Source organism: Mesobacillus persicus, assembly GCF_900109925.1.
GTDB classification, from domain to species: Bacteria; Bacillota; Bacilli; order Bacillales; family Cytobacillaceae; genus Mesobacillus_B; species Mesobacillus_B persicus.
On record NZ_FOBW01000013.1, the window covers coordinates 102,705 to 121,040 of the forward strand.

The 18,336-nt window shown below is 41.7% G+C and carries 17 protein-coding genes; 7 read left to right on the top strand and 10 right to left on the bottom strand.

What is annotated here, in order from left to right; all coding sequences use genetic code 11:
• Positions 1-53: 53 nt before the first annotated feature.
• On the top strand, positions 54-1,130 hold the full coding sequence (locus BMX30_RS17065; protein WP_090748529.1) for a PQQ-dependent sugar dehydrogenase: 1,077 nt from the start codon (positions 54-56) through the stop codon (positions 1,128-1,130).
• A 508-nt stretch (positions 1,131-1,638) separates the two neighbouring features.
• Here BMX30_RS17065 and BMX30_RS17070 read toward each other — a convergent pair.
• From BMX30_RS17070 to pdxK, 10 genes are all read right to left on the bottom strand, one after another.
• A complete protein-coding gene (locus tag BMX30_RS17070) occupies positions 1,639-2,541 on the bottom strand; it encodes a FixH family protein (protein WP_090748531.1) in 903 nt (300 codons plus the stop codon).
• A 2-nt stretch (positions 2,542-2,543) separates the two neighbouring features.
• Positions 2,544-3,212, bottom strand: coding sequence for an ABC transporter ATP-binding protein (locus tag BMX30_RS17075; protein ID WP_090748534.1), 669 nt, complete (start codon positions 3,210-3,212; stop codon positions 2,544-2,546).
• The gene (locus BMX30_RS17080) at positions 3,209-4,006 is read right to left on the bottom strand and encodes an ABC transporter permease (protein WP_090748537.1); all 798 of its coding nucleotides are present in this window, start codon (positions 4,004-4,006) and stop codon (positions 3,209-3,211) included. The genes BMX30_RS17075 and BMX30_RS17080 overlap by 4 nt, the downstream gene beginning before the upstream one ends.
• 36 nt (positions 4,007-4,042) lie before the next feature.
• The gene (gene nosD, locus BMX30_RS17085; RefSeq protein ID WP_170843922.1) at positions 4,043-5,344 is read right to left on the bottom strand and encodes a nitrous oxide reductase family maturation protein NosD; all 1,302 of its coding nucleotides are present in this window, start codon (positions 5,342-5,344) and stop codon (positions 4,043-4,045) included.
• The gene (locus BMX30_RS17090) at positions 5,341-5,907 is read right to left on the bottom strand and encodes a hypothetical protein (RefSeq protein ID WP_090748543.1); all 567 of its coding nucleotides are present in this window, start codon (positions 5,905-5,907) and stop codon (positions 5,341-5,343) included. Before BMX30_RS17090 ends, nosD begins: the two co-directional genes overlap by 4 nt.
• A gap of 335 nt (positions 5,908-6,242) precedes the next feature.
• Positions 6,243-8,120, bottom strand: coding sequence for a Sec-dependent nitrous-oxide reductase (gene nosZ, locus BMX30_RS17095; protein ID WP_090748547.1), 1,878 nt, complete (start codon positions 8,118-8,120; stop codon positions 6,243-6,245).
• Between the two features lie 75 nt (positions 8,121-8,195).
• Positions 8,196-8,648 (bottom strand): c-type cytochrome, encoded by a 453-nt coding sequence (locus tag BMX30_RS17100; protein WP_090748549.1) that lies wholly within the window; start codon positions 8,646-8,648, stop codon positions 8,196-8,198.
• A gap of 171 nt (positions 8,649-8,819) precedes the next feature.
• Positions 8,820-9,485 (bottom strand): bacillithiol biosynthesis deacetylase BshB2, encoded by a 666-nt coding sequence (bshB2, locus tag BMX30_RS17105; protein ID WP_090748551.1) that lies wholly within the window; start codon positions 9,483-9,485, stop codon positions 8,820-8,822.
• Between the two features lie 26 nt (positions 9,486-9,511).
• A complete protein-coding gene (locus tag BMX30_RS17110) occupies positions 9,512-9,859 on the bottom strand; it encodes a YojF family protein (protein ID WP_090748553.1) in 348 nt (115 codons plus the stop codon).
• A gap of 35 nt (positions 9,860-9,894) precedes the next feature.
• Positions 9,895-10,713 carry a pyridoxine/pyridoxal/pyridoxamine kinase gene (pdxK, locus tag BMX30_RS17115; protein WP_090748555.1) on the bottom strand — a complete coding sequence of 273 codons (819 nt, stop codon included), beginning with the start codon at positions 10,711-10,713 and terminating at the stop codon, positions 9,895-9,897.
• Between the two features lie 540 nt (positions 10,714-11,253).
• On the opposite strand from pdxK, the gene fdhD reads away from it, so the two are divergent.
• The 6 genes from fdhD to mobA all read left to right on the top strand — a co-directional run bounded on the left by fdhD (position 11,254) and on the right by mobA (position 18,336).
• Positions 11,254-12,048: a formate dehydrogenase accessory sulfurtransferase FdhD gene (gene fdhD / locus BMX30_RS17120; RefSeq protein ID WP_090748557.1), complete on the top strand. Its 795-nt coding sequence runs from the start codon at positions 11,254-11,256 to the stop codon at positions 12,046-12,048.
• 52 nt (positions 12,049-12,100) lie between these two features.
• Complete coding sequence (gene fdnG / locus BMX30_RS17130; protein WP_244532646.1) at positions 12,101-15,085, top strand: formate dehydrogenase-N subunit alpha; 2,985 nt, start codon at positions 12,101-12,103, stop codon at positions 15,083-15,085.
• A 2-nt stretch (positions 15,086-15,087) separates the two neighbouring features.
• Positions 15,088-15,918, top strand: coding sequence for a 4Fe-4S dicluster domain-containing protein (locus BMX30_RS17135; protein WP_090748563.1), 831 nt, complete (start codon positions 15,088-15,090; stop codon positions 15,916-15,918).
• A complete protein-coding gene (locus BMX30_RS17140) occupies positions 15,911-16,621 on the top strand; it encodes a formate dehydrogenase subunit gamma (protein WP_090748564.1) in 711 nt (236 codons plus the stop codon). Before BMX30_RS17135 ends, BMX30_RS17140 begins: the two co-directional genes overlap by 8 nt.
• A 187-nt stretch (positions 16,622-16,808) precedes the next feature.
• Complete coding sequence (locus BMX30_RS17145) at positions 16,809-17,618, top strand: formate dehydrogenase accessory protein FdhE (protein ID WP_090748566.1); 810 nt, start codon at positions 16,809-16,811, stop codon at positions 17,616-17,618.
• A 118-nt stretch (positions 17,619-17,736) separates the two neighbouring features.
• A complete protein-coding gene (mobA, locus tag BMX30_RS17150; protein WP_090748568.1) occupies positions 17,737-18,336 on the top strand; it encodes a molybdenum cofactor guanylyltransferase in 600 nt (199 codons plus the stop codon).

Consider the following 18,336-nt stretch of genomic DNA (forward strand, 5'->3'; position numbering starts at 1 on the left):
AAGTAAACCCCCTTCCATTTTGCCTCACTTTTAGAGCAGAGAGGAAGGTTACGATGAAGAAACTTTGGACGATTATTCCCATTGTCGGCGTGCTTTTATTCGGGTGTTCCAATAACGGCGGGCAGACGGGTGAGGATACGGTCGATGAACAGGAAGCTGCTGCCCGCCCAATTGAGGTAGAGGTTCTTGCAAATAAACTTGAAGTACCATGGTCCATCAATAAGCTTGGGGACATCTTTTATATGAGCGAGCGGAGAGGTAGCATTACCAAGGTGGATAATGGCGAGCAGACGAGACAAAAGGTTGTGCTTGAAAAGCCGCTTTCGCTAGCTTCTGAGGCTGGGTTACTTGGGCTTGTGTTGGCGCTTGATTTCGAGGAAACTGGCCGGGCTTTTGGCTATTACACTTATGAAGATAGTGGACAATATAACAGGATTATTGAGCTAAAGCTTGCTGATGATGAATGGCGAGAAACGAAAGTCTTGCTTGATCACATTCCAAGCGGGAATTTTCACCATGGTGGTCGATTGGCGATTGGACTTGACGGCAAACTGTATGCAACAGCAGGAGACGCGTCCGAACCAGAACTCGCCCAAGATCTTGAATCACTTGGTGGAAAGATTTTAAGATTAAACTTGGATGGGTCTGTACCAGAGGACAACCCGTTTGACGGTTCTTATGTGTATAGCTATGGACATCGGAATCCTCAAGGCTTGACTTGGGCTGAGGACGGGACGATGTATGCAAGTGAGCATGGACCAAATGCCCATGATGAGATCAATATAATCGAAGCCGGCCGCAATTACGGCTGGCCGAAGATCATTGGTGAAGACTCACAAGAAGGGTTGGTGACGCCGCTTTTTCAGTCTGGTGACGAAACATGGGCACCATCAGGAGTGGCTGTTTACGATGGCAAACTCTATGTGGCGACATTAAGAGGGAATGCTGTTCGCGAGTTTAACCTGGAAACGAAAGAGACCAAGGAAGTTGTTAGTGGGTTAGGCCGCATCCGGGATGTCCGGGTGGAAGGTGACCAGCTTTATTTTATAAGCAATAATACGGACGGGCGGGGTACGCCGCAGGAGAATGATGATCAGCTTTATAGGCTTTCATTATCGGCTTTGGATTGAAGGCAGGAAGATTAGCTGTTTTTGTAACGGGTCACAAACATAGACACGTAAAGCGATATTTGTAGAAAAAAGTATAAGGACATGCACCCTAAATTGTAGGGGTACAATGGCTGTTGTATCCCCACAATTCTACCTCCAATTTGATATTCAATTTATAATACTAAGCGGAGATTTTCCGGTTAATTGCGGAATGGAGCTCGTTTTGGGGGAAATAAGGGGAGATTTTCCGCTTATACAATAAAAAACCCTCCATTTTCACGTTTTTCGAATGAATAGCCGGAATTTCTCCGGTTATATAAGCTATTTTCAATGCTATTTACAAATTAAGCGGAATTTCTCCGCTTATTTATCAATCCATGCTGATTCGCTCATCAGGGTCCGTTCTTTTAAGGTTGCATAGGGAGCAGAATGTTGATTGTGTGTGGTCACCTTATAAAAGGGCTACGTGCCTACAAAAGCAAAAAGATGGCCCTCGCTCACGTATAAAGCGATGGCCATCTTTTAATAGTTATAGCAGCTCAATCTCCAGTGAATCCACCTGTGAAACAAGTAGCTCTTCATACTTCTTTTCGGCTGTGAATTGAACTTCCTGGTCACTGGCTTTTGGATTATCCTTTTTCACTAATTCAACCACGTCAGCCTGTACTTTCTGTGTTAAGACAATTTTTTCATATTGTGATTGTTGAAAACTCCAGAATTTCTCTTCGCCATATTCAGAGATTAGTTGCTGCGCAACTTCAGATTCATTGTACTGACTGCGGACTTTTTCAACTTCCACATTCACCTCTGATTCACTAACTTGATGCCCCTTCTCTTCACCCAACATCGCCATTGCCCGCAGGCGAATAATTTGAGCGACAAGCATGTTTTGGTTATCATTCAGCTGCTCCTGTGTATCCCAGTAGTTCATCGCTTCTTCTAAATCAGCGCCCGTATATTTTTGTTGATCTGTTTCACGAGCCATTTCGATGTGGAGGGTATTGATAAAACGGTAAAACTCAACGTCTTCCTGCGTGACCCATTCCCCATTAATGGAGGCGACGCCGCCGGCTTCATCGACAGTGATTTCAACAACTTTTTCTAGCTCTTCGCCATCTTTTTCAAGGGAGAAGACAACTTCCCACTTGCCGGCCATAGTCATCACCGCTGGCCCTGTATATATGCCATCTGCTACTTCTTCCAATGTGACTTCGACTGTACCGTGGTCCATTTCGACCATAGCTAACTCGGCTGTTACCGATAAATCAGACACTGGTTCAGTGCCATCTTTTATTTCTATTTCTATTGTCGACTCTTTCCCTTTAATAAAAGTAGGTTCTTTTGTTACGTCAAGATTCCAATTTGGTGTCCCGCTGCAAGCGGAAAGAAGTGCTACTAGTAAAAGAAGTGTCCCGATTGACCATTTTTTCATAATTAAATTCCTCCCAAATGTTGAAGCTCAACAAATTCATCAACAGGATATTTTGTTATTTTCCCGTCCTCCAAATAGGCGACATGCGTACAAAGCTGCCTAATTTCATCAAGGTGATGGGAGGATAACAGGATGGTCTTGCCTTTTAAATCTCGCAGGATCTCTAAAATTTCCCTACGGCCAATCGGGTCAATGCCACTCGTCGGTTCGTCGAGAATGATGATGTCGGAGTCCTGATACAATGTAACCGCTAGACCAAGCCGTTGCAGCATTCCTTTGGAATACCCTTTTACATGTGAGTCTTTATCCTCCCAGAGCCTGACGGAAGTTAAGATTTCCTTTACCCTCTGCTCGTCTACAATCCCTTTACTAGCTTTAGCGAAAAACAACATGTTTTCATAGCCAGTTAATGACGGATAGAGCATGAACTTTTCAGGTAGATAAGCAATCTCATTTTTCCAAGTTGTTTTTTTACTACGTTCCTTGCCGTTTATTTTAATACTTCCAGTTTTGCTTGGTAAAAGACCAAGGAGGCAACTGATGAAAGTTGATTTCCCGGCTCCGTTTCTTCCAACCAATGCACAGACTTCATTTTTTTCAAGTTTCAAAGAGATATTATCGAGCACGGTTTTTTTACCAAAGGATTGGGTTAATGTTGTTACTTCAATCATTCAAAGCCCTCCTTACGATGCAACATGACGGCCCCGGCAAAAGAGAGCCCTAACCAGAATATGAGATTCAAGGTAAAAAACATTGTTGGTGAGAGCCACATAAAGGACTCTAGCAATCTCGACATGTTTCCAAAGGAGTAAAGTCCGAGACTTGATTCTAAAAACATCCTGATCGCCTGAATCGGATTTAAGAAATAGGCAATCGAAAATAGCTGGACATTGTCATGGGTTACATTTGAAAGCACCGACAATAAGGCAAAGTCATGTAAGAAAAAGAAGTAAAACCAAATCACAATCGCGATGCCAGTAATCTGCATTCTTGAACGACTAATGCTGCCGATGAACACGCCAAGTTGGGTGAATACAAGCATGAATCCTATAAGGGCCGCCAGGAAAAGAAAGTAGTGGCTAAATGGAATCGCAAAGAAAAACTTCAGCGGAATCAAGTAAATGAAAAACCAGATGAAGACTGGTGCGATTAGTACAGATTGAATGGCAAGGCTTTTTTTAAATAAAAAGCTTAACGTGCTCTCCTGCCGGGTTAATAGCATAACAAGTGTTTTCTGCTCCTTCTCCTGGAAGATTGAAAAGGCACCGAGGAAAAGGCAGAGGATTGGAATAAAGTAAATTAGACTCTCAAATAAATTGACAACGAGAATATAAAAGCCTTGATCAACACCAAGTCCTGAAGACCTGGAGAGCATCAGTAAGGATACAATGATGATGATTCCTAATGAAAGCCAGAGCCCCTTGCTTCTTAAACTCTCCTTCCATTCCTTCCAAATGTAGTTCATAGTCCATTTCCCCTTGTTTTCAATTCTAGGATCAATTTATTTCCTGAGGGATTTAATTTTATAAAAGAATAATAGTCCTCCTGCCAGGAGAAGCGCTGGCCATAGAAGGCTTTGTTTTCCTGTGTTGCTTGTTAAAGGATGCTCATCCTCAAACATGATTTTGCTATTGTTCAAGAGTTCGTTCATTTTTTCATAAACAGTAATGGCGGGACTTTTTAAAAATAAATAGGTTAATTCTTGGTCCTCAATCAACTCGTAAAGGGAGGATTGGTAGGTTGCAGGAGTGTCGCCTATTCCGTTTTGGTCGAGATCAAGTAAGGCGAAGTCATTGCCCCAGTTGTTTCCTTTTCCGTCTTTACTCCAAAAATGATTTCCTGTTCCCCCGAGCGTAACTGCAGGCAATGTGTTTTCATCTATTAGATTCTCAGTGAAAACCTGGTCGTTCGAGCTAGCCCAAAGTTCTACACCGATTTGATTTTGGAAAATATGATTTCCACGAATAAGGTTTCTCGTGGATTGATCTATATAGATACCTCGCTGATTCATGCGGAAAGTATTATTTTCAATAGAATTATCATTTGCCGATAACAGCAAAATCCCAAATGAACGGTGACCATAATTAAAAATAAATTCATTCTCTTCAAGCTTTAATCCATTGGAATGCATGATTGCAGCTCCGCCTGTATTAAACGTGAATATGTTGTTTTTAAACTCATTTTCATTCGAATACATGAAATGGAGACCATACCTAGTTTTTGAAATTTGGTTATTTAAGACAACATTTCCATCTGCATAATCGAAGAACATGCCATCACGGGTGCCTTCAATTTCGTTATTACTTAAAGTGTTTTTATTCGAATAATAAATGTGTAGTCCATTTCCTTGTCCGGCAATTTCACCATCGCCACTACCAATGACCTGAACATGGTCAATCGTGTTTTCATGCGCCTGGCTTAAATAGATTCCGTGAAACGAGTTTTGAATCAATAAATGCTCCAATGTGTTTCCATTTGTATAAACCTTAATGGCTGCATACTCCTCAGAGCTGTTGCGATTCATACTTCCATTTTCAACTTCAAAGTTCGAAAGAGTCACACCTTCTGCCCGGACCGAGATGACATTCCCAGTCGCATCTCCTCTGATAACTGTTTTATCTGCTCCAATTAGCTTTAGGGGCTTGTCAATGACAATGTTTCCTTCGTACGTCTTATTTTCTAACTCGATGGTTGCGCCTTCTTCTGCCTCATCGATAATCGATTGGAGATTTTCAGTTGCTCCTGGCCTGCAGGGGCCGAGGATTAAGGCGAACAGAACGAGCAGGCTCAGGATTTTTTTCATCTTTTTCGGTCCTTCCATAGTGGAATTAAGAGTAATAAAAATGCGGCCATGACAAGATAGGAGCCTGTTCCCAAAATGCTATAAGTGGTGAAATTTGCAACGATATTCTCACCGATGATCGGGGGGATAAAGGGTTCCATCTCGATTGGTGCCATGGGATCTAGGTTTGTTCCGAAATCTTTAAGCCAGCGTCTTAAGTCCCATACGCCCAGGGTCCCACCAGCTGCAAAGAGGGCGATAACCGTATATAAATACGCTTTTCTCCTGATTAGCGCTACTGATAAAACAATTACGGCTAAACCAATAATTAAATATTTTAGATACTGCAGTTCTGGGAAGTTTTCTTCGCTAAAGTTTTTCATCCCAATATAATGATTCAGTGCATTGATATTATCGATATCACCTTCGAGTTTGTCAGGGTAGACGATGATATTTAGGCCTTCTGGGTATTGGGGAGCAAAAAACTCCATTCGCCACCAAGGAAAGAACAAGGAGGCAAAAATCAGAAGAGCCGAAGCGACAATTAAAACCGATGAAACAAGAGAAAGTCGTTTTCCATTCATAATTGCTACACGCCTTTCTGTTTTAGGGCTATGTTTAAAAATATGTTGATTTCCGCTCCAGGCGCTTGCTTTCCGCGGGGCGTGCGGTGAGCCTCCTCGTCGCTTTCGCTCCTGCGGGGTCTCACCTGTCCCGCTGCTCCCGCAGGACTCTGAAACACATCCTCGAATATGCCCACGCACGAGAAAATGTGCAGTTCATTTTCGAGGAGTCAAGCGCCTGGAGCTCCAATCAACGGTTAGCACAAAATCAACAACGTCCTTTAACAAAGCTTTTTTAAAAGGAAGAGGGCATCAAACTAGTTGTTGATACCCAATCCCATTTTTTAAAATTCGACTTATGGCTTAACTAAGAAATAACCTGACATTTCTTGGTGCAACGCCGAGCAGAAGTTTGTGCAATAAAGTGGGAAGGTTCCAGCTTTATCGGCTGTAAATTCAATTGTATTCGTTTGGCCTGGCTGGACTTCCATGTTTAAGTCATACTGGTTAATCGCGAAGCCGTGAGTGATATCCTGGTCAAAGTCTGTGTTTGTTAAGTGGATATAGACTTTGTCACCTTTGTTGACTTCAATGACGTCTGGACGCTCTGCTTTCGCGTCAAAGATGAACTTAGAACGCATCGCAATCCCGTACACATGGACCTCATTGCCTTTTCGCTCAATTCTTGCATCTTCTTGCTTATAAACGGCATATTTGTTGCTTTCATCTTTGTCATAAACAGAGATGGTCTTAATTTTATCCGCTTTAATCAACTGGGCGTAGTGCGGCTCAGGGTTCACCGGCGCTGATTGAATCACTTCCATCTTGTCCCCACGTAAATCGATTAATTGCATTGACTCTGGGTGAGATGGCCCAACAGATAGATAGCTATCTTTTGCAATTTTGTTCAAAGCGATGATGTACTTTCCATCAGGTGCAACGGTATCTCCCTCAGCTGCAACAGCATGACCTGGAGAGTATTGAACAGGGACACGGTCTAATGTTTCACCAGTAGTAGGGTCCCATTTTACGATTTCTGAAGAGATGAACATGGTAGTGTAAGCCATGCCTTTGTCATCAAATTGAGTGTGTAGTGGTCCTAAAGCATTTTCTGGGTTAACTTCTCTTTCCATGATTGATTCGTAGTTGATGATTGGAATTCCGTTGCGCTCGCCAGCAAAATCTTGATTTTCAATTGCTGCAAATGCTTTTTCGAATGAGAATACAGTCATCGCAGGTGCCAATTTACCTGAAGCGATAAAGTGCTCGCCATCTGGAGTAACGTCTACACCGTGTGGAGACTTGGCAACAGGGACGAGATAGATTCCGCCTTTATGCTTTTCAGGGAAGATCATTTTTTGACCAGTTACTTCATCATAATCACCTTCAGCAACCTTTTGCTCAAGCTCTTTCCAGTTGATTAGAACGATGTAGTCACGGTCTGCCTGTGATGCATTGATTTCTAAATTGGTTGTTGCTTCTTCCGTATTGTAAGTAGTGATAACGGCCCAGTCGCTCGACATTCCTTTACCTGCATCGGATAAGTCGTAAGACCACGGTGGCAGGGCGACCTGGTAGGCAACGTTTAATTCTTCTTTTTCTTCATTAAAAGTAACGGCGGACATGACCCCGCGGTACTGTTCACTATAATCGTCAAGGGATGCATACTCACTACCAATTGGTACGGCAAAACGAGTAGGGAGGAACATGTACTCCGTATTCTCAGTGACAAAGGCTGCACAGTGTGGGCCACTTGTATTAGGGACGTTAATGATGTCTCTAGTTGTAAACGTCTCAAGATTCATAACCGCCGCACGGCTGTTTGCGACATCGGTAGCAAATAAATATTTGCCATCATAATCACCATTTGTTTCTGATAGGGCCGGGTGATGGAGGTCACCCCAAGTAAAATCACCCATTAACTCTTTTGTATGGTTGTCAAAACCATATCCGGTTGCAGAGTCAGGTGAGAAGACAGGAACCGTTCGAATATGACGCATCGAAGGAACTCCGTAAATAAACATTTGGCCTGAATGTCCACCTGAGGCCATTAAGTAGTACTCATCTTTTTCCCCAAATGGCACATACACCTTTTCTGCATTTGTTTTGGTTGCACTGTTACTATTGTCCGCGGTTACCTGTGTTTGTTTCTCAGGCGAGAAGTCTGCAAAAAAGACGGTCGCCGCGAGTAAACCAGTTGCGATCCCGGCTACGGGAGGTATCCATTTTTTCATTTACCTTGCACCACCTTAATTTTAAATTGTAAGAGAAAGATATCTATCGGATGATGTGTGCCCCTGAATTAAATGTTATTTTTCAGAAGCTTCTTGAAGTGCATCGACAATTTGCTGGACTTCGTCGTCAGAAAGTGGGCTTCCACTGATGACACTCGACATAACAGCAGATGTTGGTTCCTTTAAAAATTCATCAAGTGGTTTACCGTGCTTATCTTCAACACCGGTAAAGGCTTGTGATAAATCTGGTCCTGTTGCCCCTCCGTCTAAATCTAGTGAAGAAACAGCATGGCAGGAAAGACAGCCTTTTGCATTTAAAATCTCACTACTTGCGGACACTGTTTCGGGAGCTGGTTGTTCCGTTTCTTCCGGTTCATGGTCGTCGGTAGGCGTGTTCGTATTGGTAGCGGTTTCAGTTGGTGTTTCAGTGGAAGCTTCATCATTTTTATTAGCCAACTCAAAACCGGCAAAACCAATTCCAAAGCCAAGGATGGTACAGATAATGAAGCTTGCTACAGAATTTGGCATTACCGTTTTCCCCCTTTTTGTTATTTTACAATTTCATCGTACGCTTTCAGGAGGTGGAAAAAGTGTGACGAGGCTCACACTTTTTTGGGGGTTTTGTGAAAGGTTTGTGAAGAAGAAAATTTTGGGAAAACAAAAAAACCTGACCCTTTAGTCGCTAAGGGTCAGGTTTTTTTAATATTTATACGTCCAAAATCGCTCGTAATTTAACCTTGCCATTACTTCAGGATCTTGTTGCTTAAGGCCTTCTGCCATGCCAGCCATCATCAGTTGAGTTTGGGACTGATGAGCTTTAATTGCATCGAATTTCTTGTCAGCAACCGCGCTGACATCATGGACAACATCGGCTTCACCAAGTTCATCGACACAATTATTCGAGAAGGCAACGCAATGAAGTTTCGGCCGCTTTGCTGCTGGAAGTTTTCCAATAGCACTGACTACGGCAGCACCGGTAGCGTCATGGTCAGGATGTACGGAATAGCCCGGGTAGAAAGTAATAACTAAGGAAGGGTTGAGTTCATCAATCATCGCCGTTATTTCTGCGATGAGCTTATTTGGATCCTCAAACTCTACTGTCTTATCACGATAACCTAACATTCTTAAATCAGAAATTCCGAGAACACGGGCTGCCTCTTTTAATTCCTTCTTGCGAATGTTTGGAAGGGTCTCTCTATTTGCAAAAGGTGGATTTCCCATATTCCGTCCCATTTCTCCTAAGGTTAGGCAGGCATAGGTAACAGGAGTCCCCATATTGACGTGTGAGGCAATTGTGCCTGAAACGCCGAAGGCTTCATCATCTGGATGGGGAAACACAACTAAAACTTGTCGTTCTTTTTCCAATTGCTTTCAACGCTCCTTTCTGGGCCTTACTCAAATGGAGTTTCGCTTATTTGAAGGGCAACGGCTAGTTTGCCGTCAAAATCATGGCCGGCTAACAAAATTCTTCCCTTAGAATCAATTTCATAGTGAGTAATCCCTTCAGCATATACCCAGCCGTACGGGATTTTCAATCCAACCCGGTAGGGCCCGGCACCAGTCATTTTCGCGCGCTCATATGTAATCTTGGCATTACGAAAATATGCACCTGCTGAGAAAAACCGTTCATTATGATGGGAGGCGTAGGCTCCATTTGTTGTTTCGAGATGAATATAGACTTCTTTATCTGTAAAAGCATCAAGGGCTTCTTGTACATAATTCACGTTAACTGGATCCATCGTTTTCTCCTCCTTCCAGTCAAATTCTTTAGGATTTACGCTTTGCGGCCGGCCCCATAGCGTGTGTAGGCACCATGCATGACTGGACCAACATACTCATTTAGTTTAAAGCCATGATGAATTGCTTCTGTGACAAAATCCTTTGCAATTGCAAGAGCTTCGTCAACATTCTTTCCTTTGCCAAGTTCGGCCGCAATGGCAGCCGCAAATGTGCAGCCTGCACCGTGTGTGTAGGTTGTTCCGAATTTCTCCGATTCAAATATCCTGAATTCTTTCCCATCATAAGCAAGGTCAATTGCTTTTTCATGATTGAACTTGCTGCCGCCCTTGATAATGACATTTTTGGCGCCAAGATCATGGATTTTAGCTGCTGCTTCCTTCATATCATCAATCGTTTTAATTGGACCCGTTTGAGCGAGTTGCCATGCTTCGAATAAATTCGGTGTGACAACCGTAGCACGTGGTAACAGAAGTTCTCTCATTGCATCCGTGTTTTCTGGTTGAAGCACCTCGTCTTCGCCTTTACAAACCATGACTGGGTCAATGACGACACGATTGAGACCATGTTCATCTATTTTAAGTGCTGTCAGTTCGATGATGTCAACTGAACCAAGCATCCCAGTTTTCATCGAGTCGATCCCGACAGAAAGGATTGTTTCTAGTTGCTTTTCGACTAACTCAACGGATTGAGGGAATACGCCATGATGCCAACCATTAGGCTCCATTGTAACAACCGTAGTTAGAGCGGTCATTCCATAGACACCAAGCTCCTGGAAGGTCTTTAAGTCAGCCTGAATACCAGCGCCACCACTGGAGTCTGAACCTGCTATGGTTAAAACTTTTTTCAATGTCATTCTTTGTTCCTCCTTGGAGTTCTTCCATATATATAAGCCCTTTTGGTCTTTTTACGATTATACCATTCGCACATTAGGATATAAAGAAATCGGGGCTAGAGGTTAGAAGCTCATTTATAAGGTGAGTGGAGTCCAAAATGAAACACAATTTTAAATTGTGTAGAAATCTATCGAATGATGGTGATAAATGTAACTGATAACTCATAGAAATTCCTTTAGGATAATTTATGTATTTTGCATTTTACCCCCGGTTTTCAAGCGTTTGCTATTTAATTACATTATTTACCTACACATAATAGACATAGTTTCGAAAAGGGATTGTAACAATTCGGACAACGATATAGGCTGACTTTCCTGTAAATTGGAATTATAGATTGATGCTGACCATTATTGCTTGTTGTTTTGTTGAGGAATGAAAATATTGTTAACTGTGATGATTTTAACAGCAAATAATCTATAAAGTTTCTAAAATCATAGGGGAATGTAGTCAAAACAGTTTGCTGGTTTTGGTAGGGCGGCAACTGATAAGGGGTGAAGAGAATGCTTAAGAAAGGTTGTCCAGATGAATATCCAATCAATCTAGTTGTCAATGGTTTTGAAATTGCCGTTTTTCAATTAACAAATCAGGACTTAGTCGATTGGGCATATGGTTATCTTTATTCAGAGGGGCTAATTGACAGTGCTAATGATGTTGAGGCTGTCGAGTTCAATGAAGGTACGGGAACTATACAAGTTTCTTTAAATAATAGTTTTGACCCTGAACAAATGTTTTCTAAAAAGAAGCACTACACGGCTGGTTGTGGTCGCGGTGTGACATTCTTTTCGATGACAGATGTAAAGAATTTCAAGAAGGTAAGCTCGCGTGAGAAATATTCGCTAAGCTATCTGCTTAAAAAGAGAAGTGAGTTTGCACAAAATACACCTCTTTATTTGGAAACGGGTGGGATGCATGGTGCCTGTATCATTCATGAGGATGGAATAATCACCGTTCGTGAAGACATAGGGAGGCATAATGCTGTTGATAAAATTATCGGCTACGCCCTTAGAAAGCGCTTGCAACCCGAACGGCTCGTGTTACTAACGACCGGTAGGGTTTCATATGAAATGCTCTCTAAAGCAGCTAAGTTTGGGTTTGCTGTGATAGGATCCCGAACGGCAGCTACTAAACAAGCTGTTCAATTAGCTAGATTTTTAAATATTGAAGTTGTGGGTTATTTAAGAGGGAAAATGGCAACAGTCTATACCTCATCAGGAAGAGTCTATGATGACGTCACAGGAACGACTGTTACAAGCAAATCAATTGAAAGGGGTGAGGTACTCACTATTTTCAATTAGTAAAAAGGGATAAGGGCTGTTTATTTTTTAAATTTGGGAAGGAGAGAGAGAGATGGTTGAAATTAACCTCAATCGCCGGCAATTTTTAAAATTGACTGGGGCAACTGCAGCGACACTAGCCGTTGTAGAACTAGGCTTCAACGAAAAGGAAGTTCATGCCTCTACAAAAGAATTCAAAATTGCTAAAACAACTGTAACACCAACCATTTGTTGCTACTGCGGTGTAGGGTGCGGCATCTTGGTACACACAAACGATGAAACCGTAGTTTATACGGAAGGGGATCCAGATAACCCGATAAATGAAGGAAAGCTTTGTAGTAAAGGTACTACATTAAGGCAATTATACACGTCTGAAAAGCGCTTAACTAAGCCACTATACCGTGCCCCGGGTAGTGAAAAGTGGGAAGAAAAGTCTTGGGATTGGATGTACGATACAATCGCTAAGCGAGTTAAGGAAACCCGTGATAAAACATTTGTCCATAAAGAAAATGGGATTACTGTTAATAAAACAGAGACAATTGCTAGCCTAGGTGGGGCAGCATTAGATAATGAAGAGACTTATCTTCTTGCAAAGTTAATGAGAGGGCTTGGCGTTACCTATATAGAACACCAGGCACGAATATGACACAGTTCAACGGTTGCCGGTCTGGCACCATCGTTTGGACGTGGAGCAATGACAAACCACTGGAATGATTTACAACATACCGATGTAGCAATGATCATTGGTGCAAACCCTGCAGAAAATCATCCAATTAGCTTTAGATGGTTGTTAAAAGCAAGGGAAAGAGGCGGGAAAATTATTTCCGTTGACCCACGCTTTACAAGGTCATCAGCACAAGCAGATTTATATTCACCACTACGATCTGGAACAGATATTGCCTTTATCGGTGGGATGATTAATTACACGCTTCAAAACAACTTGTTCCACAAGGAATATGTTGCAAAATATACTAATGCCTCGTTTATTGTGAAAAAGAGTTTCAAATTCGATGATGGTTTATTTTCCGGATTCGATGAAGCAACTAGCTCTTACGATAAAACACAATGGGCTTTCGAAACAGATAAGGATGGAAAACCCCTAAGGGATGAAAAACTAGAAAACCCTCGTTCAGTTTTCCAACTTATGAAAAAGCACTATTCCCGCTATGATGCGGAAACAGTATCGACCGTAACAGGGTCACCAAAAGAGGACTTCTTAAAAGTTTGTGAATTATTCTGTTCAACAGGGAAAGCTGGCAAAGCTGGTACAATCATGTATGCAATGGGAACAACACAACACACAGTTGGTACCCAAAACGTACGCAGTTATGCAATGCTTCAATTATTGCTCGGAAACATTGGACTACCTGGGGGCGGGGTGAACGCACTTCGTGGAGAATCTAATGTACAGGGTTCAACGGATTTCGCACTATTATGGGGAGATCTGCCTGGATATATTGGAGCTCCAAAAGCAATTCCTGAACATGCAACCCTAGAAGCCTTTCTAGAAAAGGAAACTCCTAAGGCGGGTTATTGGAGTAATAAACCTAAATTTGTGGTTAGCCTCTTGAAGGCATGGTATGGACCAAATGCAACAAAGGATAATGAGTTTGCATATCAAATGCTTCCAAAAGGAAACAAAAATTATTCACACATCTCTTTATTCAATGCTATGTACAAAGGCGAACTAGAGGGCACATTCTTATTTGGCCAGAATCCTGTAGTCGGGGGACCAAATGCTGGAAAGGAAAAAGAATCTCTTTCCAACCTCAAATGGATGGTTGCCGTTGACCTTTGGGAGACAGAAACTTCCTCCTTCTGGCAAAAAGAAGCAGGTAGTGATCCATCGACTATTGCGACAGAAGTGTTCCTATTACCTGCATCCTCTTCTTTTGAAAAAGAGGGAAGTGTTACAAATAGTTCACGTTGGATGCAGTACCGCTGGAAGGCAATTGATTCTAGAGGAGAAGCAAAAGCAGACCTAGAAATTATTCATATCCTTGCTACCAAAATTAAAGAACTATATAAAAACGAAAGTACTCCTGCGGCTCAGCCAATAAAAGCATTGCATTGGGAGTATGGTCATGGAGACCATCCGGATATCGACATCGTCTGTAAGGAAATCAATGGATATGATTACAAAACAGGCAAGCAAGTTCCAGGGTTTGGCGCTCTGATGGATGACGGAAGTACTTGCAGTGGAAACTGGATTTACTCTGGGTTCTATCCAGAAGAAGGAAATAACAGGTCGAAGTCACGTGACAGTAAGAACACAGATGGTGGAACCAACTTCTTGAATTGGTCATATGCATGGCCGGCAAACCGACGAATTCTATACAACCGTGCTTCTGCTGACCCAAGTGGTAAACCGTGGAGCGAAGAGAGAGCAGTAATAAATTGGGATGCATCACAAAAGAAATGGGTAGGAAATGATATCCCTGATTTTGTTCCAACAAAGGCGCCAACCGATGAGGGTGGAACAAACCCATTCATCATGTTAGGAGATGGAGTTGCTGGTATGTTTGTACCAACTTTAAACGATGGTCCATTCCCAGAGCATTATGAGCCATTTGAAAGCCCTGTCCCGAACGTTTTCTCTAGTGTCGAGATGAATCCAACAGTAAAGGTATGGGATGGAGACTTTAACAAAAAAGGAAATTATAAGGATTTCCCTATAGTGGCTACAACCTACCGTGTCAGTGAGCATTGGCAATCAGGATCGATGACCCGTAACCAGGAATGGTTATCTGAGCTAGTTGCTCATATGTACGTTGAAATTAGTGAAGAACTTGCTAAAGAAAAAGGTATTAAAAATAAAGATAAAATTGTTGTCAGCTCCGCACGTGGGGATGTCACTGCCTATGCGATGGTTACAAAGCGCTTTAAGCCATATAAGCTAAACGGTGGCACTATTCACCACATTGGCATGCCATGGCACTTTGGATATAAGGGGTATGCAACAGGAGATACGGCCAATCGCTTAACACCTCACATTGGTGATGCGAACACAATGATTCCTGAATATAAAGCATTCCTCTGTAATGTAAGGAGGGCTTAACGATGGCTACTAAATATGTAAAATATGTTGATGTAACAAAGTGTGATGGTTGCCGTGCGTGTATGGTTGCATGTAAGAACTGGAACGATCTACCTGCAGAGCCTCAAGACTTTTTAGGAAGCATGCAGTCTCACGCAAACGTCACAGCGGATACTTGGAATGTTCTTACTTTTGTCGAACATGAAAATTCAAAAGGGAATTTAGACTATCTTTTCCGCCATTCATCTTGTTTCCATTGTACGGATGCTGCTTGTGAAAAGGTTTGTCCAGAAAATGCTATTAGTTACACTGATAAAGGGATGGTTGTTGTTGACCAGGAAGTATGTGTTGGTTGCGGATACTGTGAACAAAACTGCCCGTTTGATGTAATTCACCTTAAAACATACAAGGATGAAAATGGCAAAGAGTACCGGAAGGCGCATAAATGTACAATGTGTACTGATCGCTTAGATGAAGGTTTACAACCTGCTTGTGTAACAACATGCCATACCGGTGCAATGGAATTCGGTGAAAAGGATGAAATAATCAGCAAAGCCGAGAAACGAGTTAAAGAAATTAAAGAGCGTTATCCAAATGCGCAAGTGTATAACCCTCAAGGAGTCGGTGGGACACACACAATATATGTGCTTGCTGAAAAGCCATCGGTATATGGCTTACCTGAGAATCCGAAGGTTCCTACATCTGCTGTCCTATGGAAAGACTATGCTCAGCCAATAGGTAAGGCAATGGTCGGCGGCGTTGCAATGGCACTAGCTGGTGCTTTTGTTGCCAATAAGTTCTTTGATAAGAAGAACGGAGGACAAGAAGAGGATGGGGGTGGCAACCATGAGTAAAACACACAACTCTCAATTGCAAGTAAAGCGTTTTTCAAAGGCATTTGTTTGGGCACATGCTATAAATGGTATTGCATTTATCGGACTATATATAACAGCATTACCAATGTATACAGAGTTTTTCGATTGGTTATATCCATTGATGGGTGGACCAGAGGGAGCTCGTCTCGCCCATAGAGTCCTTGCTGTTGCGTTTATACTACCAACATTTATATTCTTAATTTTTGATCCTAAAGGGTTTATGAACTGGATGAAAGAACTAGTAACCTGGAAGAAAAGAGATCTACAGTTTTTCTCAGAATTTGTTAAGGAATTATTTGGCTTTAAATCTAAGCATGTTAAACAAACATTCTTTAATGCTGGCGAGAAGATTAACTCTCTTCTACAGATTGTCTGTGCAATCCTATTAATTGCTTCAGGCTTCACGATGTGGTTTCCAGATGCATTCCCAACAGCTTTAGTTCAGTGGGGATATTTCCTTCATAATGTTGGATTTGGCCTTGGTTTTGCAGTAGTCCTTGGACATATTTATCTGAGTGTTATTCATAAAAATTCACGACCAGGATTTACCGGCGTTATTACAGGGAAAGTTCCTGCAGAGTGGGCAAAAGACCACTATACTGAATGGTATGAAGAAGAAGTGAAAAAAGGCAACTTCCCTGATTTAGATGATCCAAAGAATAACAAGAAAAAAGGCGCGTAAACTGCAACCTTTATAACCAAAATGGCTGTCTGTCAAAGGACAGCCATTCTTTTCATACTAACTAAAGATGCTACTATGTTATCGTAACAAAAAAGTCATTCTTTCTTAATATATTGAACTAGAAAGCAGTTAAACTTAGAGGAAAGCACTATAAAGAGATTGTAAATTCGAAAGAGGTGTAGCAGGAATGAAAAAATCCGTTGTTTCAAAAGAATACACAAACTTACAGAAAGAAATTATTAAGCTACAAGAGCAGTGGAAACAAAGCCTTACTCCTGAGATTGTGAAACCAAGTCTTGATAAGGCAGCGATAGAGGCAGGAGTGCCAGCTGCAGCTCTAACGGCTATTGACTTTGACATTCCCCTATTCCTACAGTGGATAGATGAAATAAATGATTTAATTTCGAAACAAAATCCAGAACAAGGACCAAGGGTAAAAAAGCTTGGTGAATTATTAGACTCAGAGACAGCCATTCGATGGATTGACGAGGCTTTCTCTTTGAACCAATTTTATTTTGTAAGTTTTGCACAGGAAAACGAAATCGAAGAATGGATCCCACAGTTTTTTGCTGAGACAGCATTAAGACCTTATCTACAACTTGTAGCGGAAGTGCTTAAGGATGAAATCACACAGGCTATTCCAGGATTAGGCTGCCCTGTATGTGGAGAACCTGTACGATTGGCACAATTAGAGGGTGAAGGGAAAAAGGTGGTAAACTGTCCACGTTGTCTAGCACATTGGTCTGAAAAAAGAGTTTGCTGTTCACATTGTGGAAACGATGATCATAAGACCATTCAAAATATAACCATTGAGGGGGACCCCACCTCACAAATCCAAGTTTGTGAAAAATGCCATGGATATGTGAAGGTTATTGATACAAGACAATTCATTTCTAAGCCATCTTCTGCTATTCTTGATTTAAACACTATTCATTTAGATTTTGTTGCTCAAGAAAATGGTTACACAGTTTCAGCGAGGGAAAGTGAGTCTAACTAAGACCAGTTTTTTATTAAAAAGCTCTGCTACAGGAGATTTGTTAATTTTTCTAACCGTTGGTTGGAGCGGAAATCATCTTTTAAGTTAACAGAGCTATTGAAAAAAGAAGGTGCGATTAATGAAAGCTGGAGCGATTATCTTATCCGGTGGCAAATCAAGCAGAATGGGAACCAACAAAGCACTACTACCATTCAATGAAAAAACAAATATTGAAAGAATCAGGGACGAACTTCGCTCCCTGTTTGATGATATTATTCTAGTAACAAATGATCCTAATGCCTATGAATTTTTAAACATAAAAACGGTCAGCGATAAATATCCAGGCAAGGGACCTCTTGCGGGTGTTCATGCTGGATTGATGGCCTCTGATTATGAAGAGAACATCGTGGTTGCCTGTGACATGCCTTTTGTATCAGCAGACCTTGCAGGCACACTTGTTCAGAATTTAAAACATTTTGATGCGATTATTCCAGTGATTAGTGGAAAAAAACATCCGTTATTTGCTGCCTATCAAAAACGGATTGCCTCAGAGATTGAAGGTTGTTTAAAAGAAGATCGCCTACGTATGATTCATTTATTGGACAAGCTCAATGTCCGTTATCTGGAGGAAGTTGATTTACATGCATACGGGGACGGTCGTTTAGAAGAAATCTTTTTCAATATGAATTTTCCAGAGGAATACGAAGACGCAAAAAAGCGGGTAGAATTAGGGGAATAA